We start from the raw sequence: 14,742 nt of genomic DNA, 5'->3' as shown, positions 1-14,742 counted from the left end.
CAAGTCCTCCCGAAGGGAATCCCACGATGAGACGCTCCGCAGTACGACACACCCGAGTCGCCCTTTCCGGCGCGGCCGTACTCGGCCTGGCCCTGACCGCCACGGCATGCGGCGGCGACGTCTCCGCCGGAGGCGGCAAGAAGGAGCTCAACGGCCAGACGGTGACCGTCGCCGGCGTGTGGACCGGCGTGGAACAGAGCAACTTCAAGCACGTCCTGGACGCCTTCACCGAGAAGACCGGCGCCAAGGTCGTCTTCTCCTCCACCGGCGACAACGTCTCCACCGTCGTCGGCAGCCAGATCGAGGGCGGCAACGCGCCCGACGTGGTGATGGTCCCCCAGGTAGGTGTGCTCCAGCAGTTCGCCAGGAAGGGCTGGCTGGCCCCGCTCTCCCCGGAGATCTCCGCCGCCGCCACGAGCAACTTCGCGAAGGTGTGGAAGGACTACGGCACGGTCGACAAGACCTACTACGGCCTGTACTTCAAGGCCTCGCACAAGTCGACCGTCTGGTACAGCCCGGATGCCTTCCAGCAGGCCGGGGTCGAGCCCGCCAAGAGCTACAAGGAGTTGCTGGCGTCGGGCCGCGCCCTCTCCGACTCGGGTGTCCCGGCCTTCTCCGTGGCGGGCGAGGCCGGCTGGCCGCTCACCGACTGGTTCGAGAACATCTACCTCTCCCAGGCCGGTCAGGAGAACTACGACAAGCTCGCCGCCCACCAGATCCCCTGGACGCACCCCACCGTGGTCAAGGCCCTGACCACTCTGGGCAAGCTGTTCGGGGACAAGAACCTGGTGGCCGGCGGCGGATCGGGCGCGCTGCGCACCGACTTCCCCGAGTCCGTCCAGCAGGTCTTCGGCCCGGAGCAGAAGGCGGCCATGGTCTACGAGGGAGACTTCGTCAGCGCCCTGGTCACCGACGAGCTGCACAAGCAGGTCGGCAAGGACGCCAAGTTCTTCCCCTTCCCCTCCGTCGACGGCGGCAAGGCGCCGGTGGTCAGCGGCGGTGACGCCGCGGTGGTGCTCAAGGCCGGGAAGAACAAGAAGGCCGGGATGGAGTTGGTGAAGTACCTGGCCTCCCCCGAAGCGGCGAGCGTCTGGGCCAAGGCCGGCGGCTATATCTCCCCCAACAAGAAGGTGCCCGCGGGCGCCTACCACGACGAGGTCACCCGCGATGCGGCCAAGTCGCTGACCGACGCCGGGAACTCGGTGCGGTTCGACATGTCCGACCAGGCGCCCGCGGCCTTCGGCGGCACCCAGGGAGCCGGCGAGTGGAAGCTGCTGCAGGACTTCCTGCGCGACCCCTCCGACCCCAAGGGGACGGCCGCCAAGCTTGAGGCCGCCGCGGCCAAGGCGTACGGAAAGTAAGGAACAGGACCCCCCTCCATGCCTGTCACCACTCCGGAGGTGCCGCGCGCCACGACGCGCGGCACCCCGCCCCTCCCGCCGGGCGGCACCCCCCGCCGGGCCGACGCCGCCCGGCGCGCCGTCCGGCGCCGCCGCCGGGTCGCCGCGGTGTTCCTGTTCCCCGCGCTGTTGCTGCTGGGCGCCCTCGTGGCCTATCCCATCGTCTTCTCGGTCATCCGCAGCCTGTACGACGCCTCGGGCGACACGTTCGTCGGCGCCGGCAACTACACCGCGATGTTCCAGGACCCGGCCACGCTCCGGGCCATCCGCAACAGCGCGATCTGGGTGGTGTTCGCCCCCGCGCTGCTGACCGGACTCGGCCTGGTCCTCGCCGTGCTGACCGAGAAGATCCGCTGGAAGACCGCGTTCAAGCTGCTGATGTTCATGCCCATGGCGATTTCCTTCCTCGCCGCCGGCATCATCTTCCGCCTCGCCTACGAGCAGGATCCGCAGCGCGGCGTCCTCAACGCGGTCACCGTCGGCATCCACGACAGCGTCCAGGGCGATTCGGCCTCCTTCCCCACCGCCAAGACGCGCATCGGGGACAAGCGGCTGACCCACGGCCGGGACGGCTCCTACCGCACGGCCGACCGCACCTCCCCCGGACACACCGTCAACCTCGGCCTGGTCGGCGTGGCGCCCAAGGACATGCCGCGGCAGGCACGGCCCGCCGCACCGGCCGCCGACACCCCGGTGGCGGCCGGTGAACTGCGCGGTGTGGTCTACCTCGACTTCACCCCCGGCGGTGGCGGCACACCCGGCACCGTCGACCGCGGGGAGCGCGGACTGCCGCGGCTCTCGGTCGAGGCGGTCGACTCCCACGGCAAGGTGGCGGCCACGGCCACCACCGGACCGGACGGTTCCTACCGGCTCAAGGGCCTGTCCCGGGGTTCCTACACCGTCCAGCTCCCCGCGAAGGACTTCGCCCCGCCGTACGAGGGCATCTCCTGGCTCGGCCCGGCCCTCATCACGCCCGCCATCATCGGCGCCTACATGTGGATCTGGACCGGTTTCGCGCTCGTCCTGATCGGCGCGGGGCTCTCGTCGATGCCCCGGGACGTCCTGGAGGCCGCGCGGATGGACGGCGCGAACGAGTGGCAGGTGTTCCGCAGGATCACCGTGCCGCTGCTCGGGCCCGTCCTGGGCGTGGTGTTCGTGACGATGGTGATCAATGTGATGAAGGTGTTCGACCTCGTCTACATCATCGCCCCCGGCCCCGTACAGCAGGACGCCAACGTCCTGGCCCTGCAGATGTGGCTGGTCTCCTTCGGCGGCGGCAACAACCAGGGCCTGGGCAGCGCCCTCGGCGTCCTGCTGCTGCTCCTGGTGGTGCCGGCCATGGCCCTCAACATCCGACGCTTCCGCAGGAGCCAGTCTTGACGTCCTCGCCGGGTTCGCACGCAAGGAGATTTCGATGACCACCGTCCAGGGAACCGCCGCGCCCCGCAAGCGGGCGGCCGCGCGGCCGGCGAAGTGGCTCAGCCGCGGCGCGGTCCAGATCTTCCTGGCCGTCGTCGGGCTGGTCTGGCTCACTCCGGCCGCGGGCCTCTTCCTCTCCTCGCTCCGTTCGGAGGAGGCCAACGCGAGCAGCGGGTGGTGGACCGCGCTGACCGCGCCCGGCCAGCTGTCGTTCGACAACTACGCGGCGCTGCTGAAGGACTCGGGCATCGTCCAGGCTTTCTGGAACACCGTGTTGATCTCGGTGCCCACCACCCTCGCCGTGGTGGTGTTCGCCGCGCTGGCCGGATACGCCTTCGCCTGGATGGAGTTCCCCGGCCGGGACTGGATCTTCCTGGTGGTGGTCGCCATGCTCGTGGTGCCGGTCCAGATCGGACTGCTGCCGGTGGCCAAGCTGTTCGGCGCGCTCGGTCTGTTCGGCTCCATCCCGGGTGTGATCCTCTTCCACACCGCCTACGGTCTGCCGTTCGCCATCTTCCTGCTGCGCAACTACTTCGCGGAGATCCCCAAGGAGATGCTGGAGGCCGCGCGGATGGACGGCGGCGGGGAGTGGCGGATCTTCTCCCAGCTGGTGCTGCCGCTGGGCCGGCCGGCCATCGCCAGCCTGGCCATCTTCCAGTTCCTGTGGGTCTGGAACGACATGCTGGTCGCGCTGCTGTTCGCCGACAACTCCTCGCAGCCGCTGACGGTGGCCCTGCAGTCGCAGATGCGGCAGTTCGGCAGCAACATCGGCGTGCTGGCGCCCGGCGCGTTCCTGTCCCTGATCGTGCCGCTGATCGTGTTCTTCGCGTTCCAACGGCACTTCGTCCAGGGGATCATGGCGGGCTCGGTCAAGTAGCCCGCGCCCGGGGCGCGAGGAGGGGATGGGCGAGGCGGCGCCGGGCCTTCGGCGCCGCCTCGCCCATGCCGTGTCCCTACTGGCCGGGGTCCGGCAGGGGAACCGCCTGGCCCGTCACCCGTATCCGGGCGTCGTCCGGGTGCAGGTCGACGAAGAGGTCGCTGGGGCGGCCCATGTCCTCGCCCTGCCGGATGTGGATCCGCAGGGGCTCGGTGACCAGGCCCAGCGTGCGCAGATAGCCGCCGAAGGCCGCCGCGGCGGCGCCGGTCGCCGGGTCCTCCACGACGCCCCCGACGGGGAAGGGATCGCGGGCGTGGAAGTCGAGGCGGTCGGGGGCCGCGCGGTGCACGAGGTGCACGGTGGTCCAGCCGTGCCGCCGCATGATCTCGTGCAGGGCGTCGAAGTCGTAGTCGAGCGCGGCCAGTCGTGCCCGGCCGGCGACCGCCAGTACGAGGTGCTCGTTGCCCCCGAAGGCGACGTGCGGTGGGAGGTCGGCGTCCAGGTCCGCCCGGCTCCAGCCCAGGGCCCGCAGCACCGGTTCGACCTCGGTGTCCTCCGCCGGGCGGGAGTGCGCCGGAACGCTGGTGAGCGTGGCGCGGACCGGCCCGTCGCCGTCGGCGGTGGTCCCCACCCGGATCTCGCCCGCGGGCGTGTCGAAGAGCAGTTCGCCGGTCCCCGTCCGGGAGGCGAGGGCGACCGCGGTGGCGATCGTGGCGTGCCCGCAGAAGGCGACCTCGTCGCGGGGGCTGAAGTACCGCAGCCGGTAGCGGCGGGCGACGGGGTCGGACGCGGTGACGAACGCGGTCTCGGAGTATCCGACCCGGGCGGCGACGGCGAGCATCCCCGCCTCGTCGAGGTCTTCGGCGTCGAGCACCACACCGGCCGGGTTGCCGCCCGCGGGGTCCGCGGTGAAGGCCGAGTAGCGCAGTACGTCGAGGGCGGGCGCCGAGGCGGTGGAGGACTGCTGTGTGCTGGTCATGCACTCACCCTGGCACCGTGCGGCCATCGCGTCCAACGATGGTTTTCGTTCGCCCCCATCGAGGATCGCGATAGTGTGCGCCGATGGACACCAGACTCCTGCGGACCTTCGTGACGCTCGCCAGAACGGGCGGCTTCACGGCAGCGGCCCGCGCACTGCATCTCGCGCAGTCCACGGTCACCGTCCAGATCCGCACCCTGGAGCGGGAGCTGGGGACGCCGCTGTTCGACAGGCTGCCCTCGGGGACGGTGCCGACCCGTGCCGGGGCGCGACTGCTGGAGGCGGCCGAGGAGGTGCTCGACGCGGTGGCCCGGCTCCACGCGACGGCCTCGGCCGGGCAGGGCGACCCGGAGAGCGGGACGGTCGAGGGCGAGGTGGCCGTGGGGGCGGGTGATTCGCTGTGCTCCTCGCGGCTGCCCGCGGTGATCGCCGCGTTGCGCCGCGACCATCCCGGCCTCGATGTCCATCTGCACTCCGTCGGCACGGCCGCGGCGGTGGACGGTCTGCGCACCGGCCGGCTCGACCTCGCGCTCCTGCTGGAGCCGACGGTCGCCGAGAGCGATCTGCTGGCCCGCCGGGTCGCGAGCGAGCCGCTGGCGTACGTGGTGGCGCCGGGCCACCGGCTCGCCGACCGGGCTGCCGGCTGGGAGGAGTTGGCCGGCGAGAGCTTCTTCGTGCACGAGGAGGGCTGCTCCTACAGCGATCGGCTCGTCCGGACATTGCTGGGTATTTCCGATGCCCGTCCCCGGATCACCCGGTTCGGCAGCATCGACGCCGCCCGGTCGTGCGTCGAGGCCGGACTCGGCCTGACCCTGCTCCCCCGGGTGACGGTCGAACGGCATCTGGCGGAGGGCCGGCTGTCCGCGGTGGCCGGCCCCGAGGCCCGGCCTGTCCCCGTCCAGCTGGTACGGCACCGCAGGCGCTGGGTCTCGCCGGGCGCCCGGGTCGTGGCGGAGGAGCTGACCCGGGCCTTCACCGGGGGCCCCGACGCGGCGTCGCACGAGGCATGACCGGACACCGGCATCGGGCCCCGAAGCGACCCAAGGGCTGTCCCGCCATCCCTGGTGGGACAGCCTTCGGGGAATCCGGATAACGGACACCGGACGACTCCCCTGTGATATCCGCCATACCCGCGGGCGGCATCAACTATCGAGATTAGTAATTGATCTGTTGGCGACATGGGGGACTTGTCCGTCTTGATAGCGGAATACCTCGCACGGAACGGGGCGATATGGGTTCGCCCCGGAGCCGCTCCCCGCCTATTCGCCACACAAGGCATTCTGACGGGGTACCAGCGATTCCCGGACGACGCGGATCCGGACCTGCATGGCCCTACCTCCATGACAAGGGCCGCGGCGACCTACTATTCGCGTTAGTACATCTCTTTCTTGTCTTGCCCGGCAGTGGTCCGAAGAATGCGACCCCATGGCGTCTCCGCAGCTCAGAAGCGGGGACCAGGCGGAGCCAGCCGCACTCGAAGGCGCTCCGCGATTACCGAGCGAGGTCATGGATGAGCAAGCACCGCAAGACGAGGCACCGCCGGAAGATAGCCATCGCCGCGCTCGCCGTCGGCGTCGTGGGTGTGCCCTCCGTCGCCATGGCGTGCTTCGGTGACCAGGGCGACGAGCGCGTCCGGTCCCATGACCGCGGGCAGTACGGATCCCACCAGCGCCGGCAGCACGAGTCCCCCGACCACCGGCACCACGATCGGTCCCAGCACCACCGGTCGCGGCACGGCGAAGGACACCCGAAGCCGACCGCGACGGCGACCAGGACCCCCGCCGCGACGCCCACCAAGGCCCCCTCGAAGGCACCGACCGCGGCGCCCACCAGGACCGCCGCCAAGGCCCCCGCCCCGGCGCCCAGCGCCACGAAGGCCGCCGCCCCGGCGTCCTCCTCGGCCACCGCCCGCGTGGTGGAACTCGTCAACATCGAGCGCGGCAAGGTCGGGTGCTCGCCGCTGAGGGTGAATGCGCAGCTGACCAAGGCCGCGCAGAATCACAGCGCGGACATGGCGGCGCATCGGAATATGTCCCACACGGGATCCGACGGATCTGCCCCGGAGGACCGTATCCAGCGTGCCGGATACAACTGGAGCGCTTACGGCGAGAATGTCGCCTACGGATATTCCTCACCGGAGAGCGTGATGAAGGGCTGGATGTCCAGCCCCGGCCACAAGCGCAACATCCTGGACTGCTCGTTCAAGGAGATCGGCGTCGGTCTGGCTCAGCCCGGCTCTTACTGGACGCAGGACTTCGGAACGGCCGGATAACCGCGAGACGCCGAAAGGGCCGGATATCCGCGGCACTTCGGGACGGCTATGAGGTCCCCGACAGGAATTTCCGTCGGGGACCTCAGCGCCGTCCGGCCGCCGAAGCCTTGCCGTCGCGGGCGATCAGCAGATGGCGCGGGCCGCGCAGCACGGGGCTGCGCCGGTACGGCGGCGGATCCTCGACCAGCCGGACGTCGTCGAGGTGCCGGATCAGTGCGGTGAGGGCGATCTGGGCCTCCAGGCGGGCGAGCGGTGCACCGAAGCAGCTGTGGATGCCGCTGCCGAATCCCAGGTGCTGGTTGTCCTCGCGCGCCGGGTCGAAGCGGTCGGCTTCACGGAACCGCAGCGGGTCGCGGTTGCCGGAGGCGAGCACCAGGACGAGCGGCACGCCCTTGGGGATGGTGACGCCCGCGACCTCGATGTCGGCCAGCGGGGTGCGCTGCGGCAGCATCTGGACCGGCGGCTCGTAGCGCAGCAGCTCCTCGACCGCCAGCGGCATCAGCGCGGGTTCGCGGCGCAGGCGGGCCAGCTGGTCGGGGTGGCGCAGCAGGGTCAGCACGCCGTTGGTGATCAGGTTGACGGTCGTCTCGTGGCCCGCGATGAGCAGCAGGACCGAGGTGGTCATGATCTCCAGCGGGGTGAGCTGCTGGTCGGCGCATTCGCCGGCGTCGTTGACGAACGCGGAGAGCATGTCGTCGGACGGCTGGTCGCGGCGCTGCTCGGCGAGCCCGCCCAGATACAGCCCCATCGCCTTGCGGGCCTCCAGGGCGGTGTGTTCCCGCTGCGCGGGATCCTCGCCGGGAGTGGGGTCGAAGCCGGCGACGATGACGTCCGACCACTGCCGGAACTGCGGCTCGTCGTCGGTCGGTACGCCCAGCAGCCGGCAGATGACGGTGACGGGGAGCGGGTAGGCGAAGTCGTCCACCACGTCGATCTGGTCCTTGTCCCCGATGCCGGCGAGCAGCTCCTCGACGATCCGGGTCATCTCCCCCTGCATGGCGTCGATCCGGCCCGGGGTGTGCGGGGGGCCGAAGGGCCGCATCGCCAGGCCGCGCAGCCGGTGGTGGGCGGGGTCGTCGAGCCCGATGAAGGACGGCGGAAGCTGCTCCCCGGCGCCCTCCGGCGCGGTGCGCTTGCGGCGGTCGGAGCTGATCCGAGGGTCGTGGAGCAGCGCCATGATCTCGTGGTACGTGCCGACCAGGTAGCTGCCGTCCTCCTGGCGCACCACCCCCGCCTCGCGCAGCTCGGCGTAGAGCGGATAGGGGTCGGCCCGGCTGGCGTAGTCGGTGATCCGGTGGAACAGGGTGTCCGGGGCCATGGGCGGGGCTCCTCATCGCTCTGCGTCGCTAGGGAGTGGCGGGGCTCAGCGGGCCGGGCGCACCAGGGTCAGGCGCCGGTCCGGCAGATGGCCGGTAAGGGCGACGGTCGGACCGTGCGAGAGCACCTTCGGGTCCGGTACGTCGGAGGGGGCCGGCGCCATCCGCCCGACCTGGTCGGGGGCGCCCGGCCCGGGCGGGAACGGCGCGGCCGTCTCGATCATGCGCTCGTAGTGCTCCAGGGACTTGGCCTGGTTCACGCTCACCGCGGCGGTGACGCGCCCCCGGTAGCCGTAGACGGCGACCAGCCGGGCTTCCTGGAGCGAGCCCTGGGCGATGACGACCTGGTCGGAGAAGGTGGGGACGCCGACCGACTTGATGTTGAGGCCGAACTGGCTGGACCAGAAGGCCGGTACGGACAGATGCGGGCGTCTGCGGGGCCCGGGGTTGATCATGTTGTGGGCGGCGACCTCGGCCTGTGCGACCGCGTTGCCCCAGTGCTCCAGGGACAGCAGCTGGTACTCGAAGAGCGGGTGCGGGAATCTGGCCACGTCGCCGGCGGCGAAGACGTCGTCGGTGACGATCCCGTACATGTCGAAGGCGCGGCACCCCGCGTCGCAGGTCACCCCTCGTGGGCCTGCGGCGAGTCCCGACTCCGCCAGCCACTCGGTGTTGCGGACCGCGCCCAGGGCGACCACCGCGACATCGGCCTCGATCCGTGTGCCGTCGGAGAACCGTGCGCCGGTGAGGCGCCCGTTGCCCTCCAGGGCGGTGACCGTCACGCCGCAGCGCAGATCGACGCCGTGGGCGCGCTGCAACCGCGCGGCCAGCGCGCCGAGCGTTCCGCCGAGCGCGCCGACCAGTGGCGCCGGCCCCCGCTCGGCGACGGTCACCTCCAGGCCGCGTTCCCGGCAGGCGGAGGCGATCTCCGAGCCGGTGAAGCCGGCGCCGATGACCAGGACCCGGCGCGGCCCGGCGGCCAGCCGCTCGGCGAGCCGGCCGGCCTCGTCGCCGGTGCGCAGGGTGAACACGCCGTCCAGGGCGGCCTCGGCCGGGTCCGGCCAGGGGCGGGCCCGGGTTCCGGTGGCGATCAGCAGCCGGTCGAAGGGCACCTCGGCACCGTCGGCGAGCAGCACCCGCTTCCCGTACGGGTCGACGCCGGTGGCCCGTACGCCCAGTCGCCACTGCGCGTCCACCTCCCGGCGCCGCGGCAGACCGGTGGCGTCGGCCGGCACCTTGCCGAGCAGCACCTGCTTGGACAACGGCGGCCTGTCGTAGGGGGGTTGCGGCTCCTCCCCGATCAGGGTGAGCGAACCGCCGAAGCCCTCCGCGCGCAGCGTCTCGGCGGCCCGCAGCCCGGCGAGCGACGCGCCGACGATGACGATCCGGCCGTCGCGGAGTTCACCCTGCACCGGGGCCCGCCTCCTCGCCGACGAGGATGGCCCGCACGGGGCACGCCGCCGCGGCCCGGTGCACCCGTTCGAGCTGGTCCTCCGGGATGACCGGGGTGTACATCAGGGCCTCCTCGCCGTGCATCGCGAACACCTCGGGGGCGAGGAAGGCGCACTGTGCGTAGCCCTGACAGCGATTGAGGTCGACGACGACGTTCATCCCGAGTATCCACTCCTCCCGCGGCCGCACCTGTCCCACCACCTCCGTCCTACTCCCGATCCCGGCGCGGGGCAGGCGGTGCCGGGCCGTCGGAGTGGTGACTCACGGCGACCGAAATTGACTGTCATGGACATGCCCTTCTCTCGCGGCGACGGCTGCTGAGAGACGCCCCGACCGGAAGAAACAAGACCCGGCCCCCCTTCCGCTTCTCGCGCCCACTGAGCACCCTTTTGTCACGCCGGCGGAAGATCCCAAGGCCCGCCGCCATCCCCGAACACCCGAGAAGTGAGTCGCACCATGGACGCTGAACACACGCCCCGCCCCTTAGCAGCCGACACCACCGCGGCCGCCGACTGGTACGTGGACGAGCGCTGCAACAACTGCGACGTCGCCCGGCAGCTCGCGCCGACGCTGATCGGCGAGGTCGACGGACGGTCCCGGATCCTGCGTCAGCCGCGCGACGAGGCGGAGGTACGCCAACTGCACGCCGCCGCGTTCGCCTGCCACTCCCGCTCCATCCGCCGCCCCTCCCGACGGCTGGACACCTCGCTGGACCCGTTCCCGCAGCCCCTCGACGACACCGACGACGCGGTGCACCTGTGCGGCCATAACTCGCCGCACACCGCCGCGGCCAACTCCTACCTCGTACGGCGCCCTTCCGGGACCCGGATGATGATCGACACCCCGCGCTGGAGCGAGGAGCTGGCCTCGCGGTACGAGGGTCTCGGCCCCGTCACCGACGTCCTGCTCACCCACCAGGACCACGCCGCGCACGGCCGCCGCTACGCCGACCGGTTCGGCGCCCGGCTGTGGATCCACGAAGGCGACCTCGCGGCGGCTCCGGACGCCGACCGCGTACTGCGCGGCACCGACCCGGCCGAGATCGCCGACGGCGTCCTGGCCCATCCGCTCCCGGGCCACACCAGGGGAAGCGTGCTCTACGTCGTCGACGAGCGGTACTGCTTCAGCGGAGACAGCTTCTACTGGTCGCGGTCGACCGGCGACATCGAGGTGGCGGACAGCGTCACCTGGTACTCCATCGAGGAGCTGGCGGCGTCCCTGGCCCGTACCGTCGACCGGCTCCGCTTCGAGTGGCTGCTGCCCGGGCACGGCGACCGCAAGCGGCTGCCCGCCGCCCAAATGGACCGCAGAATGCGGCAGTTGGCGGCGCGGGTCGGCGAACTGGAGCCGCGTCCGATCGACTTCACGGCGGTGCGCTGGTGAGCGCCGTCGCGGTGGCCCGAGCGGCGGTTCAGCGCACCGAGGCGGCCGGTGGGCGCTCGCGTACGGCGCCGTAGGCGAGGAAGTAGGCCGGTACCCGGTTCAGCCACCGCGAGGTGGTGACCAGCTCGGCCATCCGCTTCGCCCGCCTTGGGTTGCCGAACGGCGCCTCCCCGGCCAGCACCGGTCCGATGACGCGGGTGTGGGCGAGCCGCTGCAGGGCCTGGGTCAGGGCGGTGGTCGGCCACCGGCGGCGCTGGACGGCCCGTACGTCGCACAGACCGACCGAGCCCGCACTCAGCGGCCCGACGAGGTGCCGGGCGGCGGCCACCGCGTCCTCGACGGCGAGGTTGATGCCGATGCCGAAGACCGGCGACATCGCATGCGCGGCATCGCCGATGCACAGCAGCCCCGGGCGGTGCCAGCGCCGCAGCCGGTCCAGCCGTACGTCGAGCAGCTTCACCTCGTCCCAGGACCGCAGCGCCCGGACCCGGTCGGCCAGCCACGGGGCGGCGGTGGTGAAGTCGGCCATGAACGGCTCCAGGCCGGCGGCGCGGCGCTCGGCGTCGGTGCCCTTGGGGATCAGCGCGGCGCACTGCCAGTAGTCTCCGCGGTCGATCATGGCGGCGAGCAGCCGGTCGCCGACACCGCCCACGAGCCCGTGCGGATCGCCCGCGCGCCGCGGAAGCCGGAACCACCAGGCGTCCATCGGGCAGGCGAAGCCGCGCAGTCCCAGCTCGGGCAGCAGACGGGCCAGCGAGCCCCGTCCGTCGCAGGCGACCGTGAGCGTGGCCCTCAGCTCGCCGGTACGGCCGTCGGACGTGCGGTAGCGCACCCCGTTGACCCGGCCGCGCTCGACCAGGAAGCCGGTCGCCTCGGTGCTCATCCGCACCGAGAAGGACGGCTCCCGCCGGGCCTCGTCCACCAGGAGGTCGAGCAGGTCCCACTGCGGCACCATCGCGATGTAGTTGAACCTGCCGCGCAGCGCGCCGATGTCGCCGACGGTGACCAGCGAGCGGTCCCGCCCGAGCGGCAGCTGAACCGTCTTCACCCGCCGCTGCGGCAGACGGGCGAACCGCTCGCTCAGGCCCAGCTCGTCCAGCAGCGCCAGGGTGGAGGGGTGGACGGTGTCGCCGCGGAAGTCGCGCAGGAAGTCCCCGTGCTTCTCCAGGACCGTGACCGCCACCCCCGCCCGGGCCAGCAGCAGGCCGAGCACCATCCCGGCGGGGCCGCCGCCCACCACGCAGCAGGTGGTCCGCTCCATCGCAACCGCTCCTCTCAGGTGACCGCCCGGCATCCGCCGCACCGGCGCCCCTGCGGGCACCGGCACTCAGCGACATATACCCGCATACCAGGACGCCCTCGCACGTCCCCCTTCGCGATTCGGGCGGATGCCGCGGCGGGCGGGCTCGCCGGAGAGTCGCCTCACCAGGTGTGCGCGACGTCCACGATCAGCTGGTGACCGGACTGCTGGACCCGGAACGGCAGCTTGGCGCGCACACCGAGGCCGACCTGGGTCTGCCCCTCGAAGCTCGCCCCGAACCTGGTGTCCTTGAACGTCCGGTAGCCGGTGAGGTCCACGCCGGGCAGCGGCTTGCCGGCCTCCGCGGCGTAGCTCGGCTTCCCGGTCGAGGGGTCGTAGCTCGGCGCGGACACAAAGACCTGGAGGATGGCGCCGCCGCCGACCGGGATCCGCCGGCCGGAGCCGTCCTGATGGAACGCGTCGACATAGCCGACGTGGTATCCGACCTTGCCGGCCGCGCCGCCGATGTCGAAGACCATCCGGTCGTAGCACGCGTGCCGGCCGGTCCTGACGCCCTTCAGCGGCTCGGCACTGGCGCCGGTGGCCGACTTGACGCCGCTGCCCCAGCCGGTCGCGCAGGTGGCCGGGGCGGTCGTGCCGGCCGGGCCGGTCGCGGCGCCGGCCGCCCCGGCCGTGCCCAGCACCCCGGCGCCCGCCAGCACGAACACCGCGGCCGCGGTCCCCAACCGTCGCATGACATACCTCCAGAAGAATTTCGGTACGGAGAGATCCGGTGCAGCGCGTTCGCTACACCGGTAACGATGCGTGCGGGAGGACGGCTCCTGGGGCCGGCGCGTTCCGCCCGGGTCCGCTTTCGGCCGGCGCGGGCTCGAAGTTGTCGCGAAAACCGGCGCCCTGGTCACCGCACGCCGTGGGGCCGGAACTGCACGCTGATCCGCGGCCCCGACGCCCGGGTGCTCTTGGGTATCGCATGCTCCCAGGTCCGCTGGCAGGAGCCGCCCATCACGATGAGATCGCCGTGCCCGAGGGGCTTGCGCACCGAGCCGCCCCCGCGACGTGGACGCAGCAGGAGGTCGCGCGGCGCGCCCACGGACAGGATGGCGACCATCGTGTCCCCATGCCGGCTGCGGCCCGTCCGATCTCCGTGCCAGGCCACGCTGTCGCGGCCGTCGCGGTAGTAGCAGAGGCCGGCAGTGGTGAAGGGTTCGCCGAGTTCGGCGGCGTAGTGGGCGGAGAGCGCGTCCCTGGCCTCGTCCAGGACGGGGTGCGGCAGGGTGTCGTCGGCCCGGTAGAAGGCGAGCAGCCGCGGTACGTCGACCACGTGCTCGTACATCTGCCGGCGCTCGGCCTGCCAGGGCACCTCGGTGGCGAGCCGCAGGAACAGGGCGTCCGCCCCGGTCAGCCACCCGGGCAGCAGATCGATCCAGGCCCCGTCGCCGAGTTCGGTCCGGCGCAGCCCGTGCAGCGGGCCGAGGCGGATGTCGTCGGTCTGGTCGAAGAGCGAGCCCTGAAGATGCGTGCTCATGCTGCCAGGGTACCCAGATAATCGAATAAATGTTCTGTGGCGCGTTCCGCGGCGGCCCCGGCCGCCGGGTCCGGGCATCCTGCCGTGCCGCTTCGGCGCCCGAAGCGCGGGAAGCCGCCACGCCCGGTGGCGCGGATTGCGATCATGGAGCGAGCAATCCGCGGAGCCCCACCGGGGGGCTCCCCCGCGCGTGAAGGAGGCAGATCTGTGATGCCGGCAATTCCCGCCGATCCGACCATGGTTCACCCGATGCCCGAGCAGCCCCGGGTCGTGCTGCTCAAACCGCTGCTGACCTCGCCGCTGATCGAGGTCGGGGAGTACACCTACTACGACGATCCGAACGACCCGACCGCTTTCGAGACCCGCAACGTGCTGTACCACTACGGGCCGGAGCGGCTGGTCATCGGGAAGTTCTGCGCGTTCGCCGAGGGCGTGCGGTTCATCATGAACGGCGCCAACCACCGTATGGACGGCCCCTCGACGTTCCCCTTCCCGATCCTCGGCGGCTCCTGGGCCGAGCACTTCGATCTGATCGCCGGCCTGCCCGGCCGCGGTGACACCGTGGTCGGCAACGACGTCTGGCTCGGAAACGGGACCACGGTGATGCCCGGCGTACGCATCGGCCACGGAGCGATCACCGCCACCGGCTCCGTCGTCGTCGACGATGCCCCCGACTACGGCATCGTCGGCGGCAACCCCGCCCGCCTCATCCGCCGCCGCTACGGCGACGAGGACATCGCGCGCCTGCTGGCCCTCGCCTGGTGGGACTGGCCCATCGAGCACCTCACCGAGCACCTCCGCACGATCATGTCCGGCAGCCTCGACGACCTTGAGGCCGCGGCCCCGGCCCCGCGGTAG

Annotated in this window: 14 protein-coding genes; 7 read left to right on the top strand and 7 right to left on the bottom strand. The window is 71.8% G+C overall.

Features of this window, described 5'->3' with window-relative positions:
• Nucleotides 1–26 precede the first annotated feature (26 nt).
• From ACZ4NB_RS22935 to ACZ4NB_RS22925, 3 genes are read left to right on the top strand one after another with little or no spacing between them, the layout of a single operon-like run.
• On the top strand, nt 27–1,361 hold the full coding sequence (locus tag ACZ4NB_RS22935; RefSeq protein WP_467664226.1) for an ABC transporter substrate-binding protein: 1,335 nt from the start codon (nt 27–29) through the stop codon (nt 1,359–1,361).
• Between the two features lie 18 nt (nt 1,362–1,379).
• Nucleotides 1,380–2,780 carry an ABC transporter permease gene (locus ACZ4NB_RS22930; protein WP_467664224.1) on the top strand — a complete coding sequence of 467 codons (1,401 nt, stop codon included), beginning with the start codon at nt 1,380–1,382 and terminating at the stop codon, nt 2,778–2,780.
• Nucleotides 2,781–2,814: 34 nt separating this feature from the next.
• On the top strand, nt 2,815–3,696 hold the full coding sequence (locus ACZ4NB_RS22925; RefSeq protein ID WP_393495882.1) for a carbohydrate ABC transporter permease: 882 nt from the start codon (nt 2,815–2,817) through the stop codon (nt 3,694–3,696).
• A 76-nt stretch (nt 3,697–3,772) separates the two neighbouring features.
• Here the strand turns inward: ACZ4NB_RS22925 and ACZ4NB_RS22920 are convergent, their stop codons facing one another.
• Nucleotides 3,773–4,675: a PhzF family phenazine biosynthesis protein gene (locus ACZ4NB_RS22920; RefSeq protein WP_467664222.1), complete on the bottom strand. Its 903-nt coding sequence runs from the start codon at nt 4,673–4,675 to the stop codon at nt 3,773–3,775.
• 83 nt (nt 4,676–4,758) lie between these two features.
• Here ACZ4NB_RS22920 and ACZ4NB_RS22915 point away from each other — a divergent pair, with 83 nt between their 5' ends.
• Together ACZ4NB_RS22915 and ACZ4NB_RS22910 are read left to right on the top strand one after the other, a co-directional pair.
• A complete protein-coding gene (locus ACZ4NB_RS22915; protein WP_467664220.1) occupies nt 4,759–5,685 on the top strand; it encodes a LysR family transcriptional regulator in 927 nt (308 codons plus the stop codon).
• 500 nt (nt 5,686–6,185) lie between these two features.
• On the top strand, nt 6,186–6,947 hold the full coding sequence (locus tag ACZ4NB_RS22910; RefSeq protein WP_467664218.1) for a CAP domain-containing protein: 762 nt from the start codon (nt 6,186–6,188) through the stop codon (nt 6,945–6,947).
• Between the two features lie 82 nt (nt 6,948–7,029).
• Here the strand turns inward: ACZ4NB_RS22910 and ACZ4NB_RS22905 are convergent, their stop codons facing one another.
• The 3 genes from ACZ4NB_RS22905 to ACZ4NB_RS22895 are packed head-to-tail and all read right to left on the bottom strand — an operon-like array spanning nt 7,030 to nt 9,874.
• The gene (locus tag ACZ4NB_RS22905) at nt 7,030–8,265 is read right to left on the bottom strand and encodes a cytochrome P450 (protein WP_467664216.1); all 1,236 of its coding nucleotides are present in this window, start codon (nt 8,263–8,265) and stop codon (nt 7,030–7,032) included.
• 45 nt (nt 8,266–8,310) lie between these two features.
• Entirely contained in the window at nt 8,311–9,675 is a 1,365-nt protein-coding gene (locus ACZ4NB_RS22900; protein ID WP_467664214.1) for an NAD(P)/FAD-dependent oxidoreductase, read from the bottom strand.
• Complete coding sequence (locus tag ACZ4NB_RS22895) at nt 9,665–9,874, bottom strand: ferredoxin (RefSeq protein ID WP_467664385.1); 210 nt, start codon at nt 9,872–9,874, stop codon at nt 9,665–9,667. The genes ACZ4NB_RS22900 and ACZ4NB_RS22895 overlap by 11 nt, the downstream gene beginning before the upstream one ends.
• A 297-nt stretch (nt 9,875–10,171) precedes the next feature.
• On the opposite strand from ACZ4NB_RS22895, the gene ACZ4NB_RS22890 reads away from it, so the two are divergent.
• The gene (locus ACZ4NB_RS22890; protein WP_467664212.1) at nt 10,172–11,098 is read left to right on the top strand and encodes an MBL fold metallo-hydrolase; all 927 of its coding nucleotides are present in this window, start codon (nt 10,172–10,174) and stop codon (nt 11,096–11,098) included.
• Between the two features lie 28 nt (nt 11,099–11,126).
• Here the strand turns inward: ACZ4NB_RS22890 and ACZ4NB_RS22885 are convergent, their stop codons facing one another.
• From ACZ4NB_RS22885 to ACZ4NB_RS22875, 3 genes are all read right to left on the bottom strand, one after another.
• Complete coding sequence (locus tag ACZ4NB_RS22885; protein ID WP_467664211.1) at nt 11,127–12,359, bottom strand: FAD-dependent oxidoreductase; 1,233 nt, start codon at nt 12,357–12,359, stop codon at nt 11,127–11,129.
• Nucleotides 12,360–12,520: 161 nt separating this feature from the next.
• Nucleotides 12,521–13,093: an AMIN-like domain-containing (lipo)protein gene (locus tag ACZ4NB_RS22880; protein ID WP_467664209.1), complete on the bottom strand. Its 573-nt coding sequence runs from the start codon at nt 13,091–13,093 to the stop codon at nt 12,521–12,523.
• A gap of 164 nt (nt 13,094–13,257) precedes the next feature.
• Nucleotides 13,258–13,884, bottom strand: a complete 627-nt coding sequence (locus tag ACZ4NB_RS22875) for an alpha-ketoglutarate-dependent dioxygenase AlkB (protein ID WP_467664207.1) — start codon at nt 13,882–13,884, stop codon at nt 13,258–13,260.
• Nucleotides 13,885–14,094: 210 nt separating this feature from the next.
• On the opposite strand from ACZ4NB_RS22875, the gene ACZ4NB_RS22870 reads away from it, so the two are divergent.
• Nucleotides 14,095–14,742, top strand: a complete 648-nt coding sequence (locus ACZ4NB_RS22870) for a CatB-related O-acetyltransferase (protein WP_467664205.1) — start codon at nt 14,095–14,097, stop codon at nt 14,740–14,742.

The organism is Streptomyces sp. NPDC026575 (assembly GCF_055567415.1).
The sequence above is the reverse complement of the archived record's forward strand: the minus strand, read 5'-3'. Positions and strand labels throughout refer to the sequence as shown.

What these genes read in the sequence shown, in the direction of transcription:
- ACZ4NB_RS22935 (WP_467664226.1), top strand. Translation starts at nt 27, where the DNA reads ATGAGACGCTCCGCAGTACGACACACCCGAGTCGCCCTTTCCGGCGCG.
- ACZ4NB_RS22930 (WP_467664224.1), top strand. Translation starts at nt 1,380, where the DNA reads ATGCCTGTCACCACTCCGGAGGTGCCGCGCGCCACGACGCGCGGCACC.
- ACZ4NB_RS22925 (WP_393495882.1), top strand. Translation starts at nt 2,815, where the DNA reads ATGACCACCGTCCAGGGAACCGCCGCGCCCCGCAAGCGGGCGGCCGCG.
- ACZ4NB_RS22920 (WP_467664222.1), bottom strand. Translation starts at nt 4,675, where the DNA reads ATGACCAGCACACAGCAGTCCTCCACCGCCTCGGCGCCCGCCCTCGAC.
- ACZ4NB_RS22915 (WP_467664220.1), top strand. Translation starts at nt 4,759, where the DNA reads ATGGACACCAGACTCCTGCGGACCTTCGTGACGCTCGCCAGAACGGGC.
- ACZ4NB_RS22910 (WP_467664218.1), top strand. Translation starts at nt 6,186, where the DNA reads ATGAGCAAGCACCGCAAGACGAGGCACCGCCGGAAGATAGCCATCGCC.
- ACZ4NB_RS22905 (WP_467664216.1), bottom strand. Translation starts at nt 8,265, where the DNA reads ATGGCCCCGGACACCCTGTTCCACCGGATCACCGACTACGCCAGCCGG.
- ACZ4NB_RS22895 (WP_467664385.1), bottom strand. Translation starts at nt 9,874, where the DNA reads ATGAACGTCGTCGTCGACCTCAATCGCTGTCAGGGCTACGCACAGTGC.
- ACZ4NB_RS22890 (WP_467664212.1), top strand. Translation starts at nt 10,172, where the DNA reads ATGGACGCTGAACACACGCCCCGCCCCTTAGCAGCCGACACCACCGCG.
- ACZ4NB_RS22885 (WP_467664211.1), bottom strand. Translation starts at nt 12,359, where the DNA reads ATGGAGCGGACCACCTGCTGCGTGGTGGGCGGCGGCCCCGCCGGGATG.
- ACZ4NB_RS22880 (WP_467664209.1), bottom strand. Translation starts at nt 13,093, where the DNA reads ATGCGACGGTTGGGGACCGCGGCCGCGGTGTTCGTGCTGGCGGGCGCC.
- ACZ4NB_RS22875 (WP_467664207.1), bottom strand. Translation starts at nt 13,884, where the DNA reads ATGAGCACGCATCTTCAGGGCTCGCTCTTCGACCAGACCGACGACATC.
- ACZ4NB_RS22870 (WP_467664205.1), top strand. Translation starts at nt 14,095, where the DNA reads ATGCCGGCAATTCCCGCCGATCCGACCATGGTTCACCCGATGCCCGAG.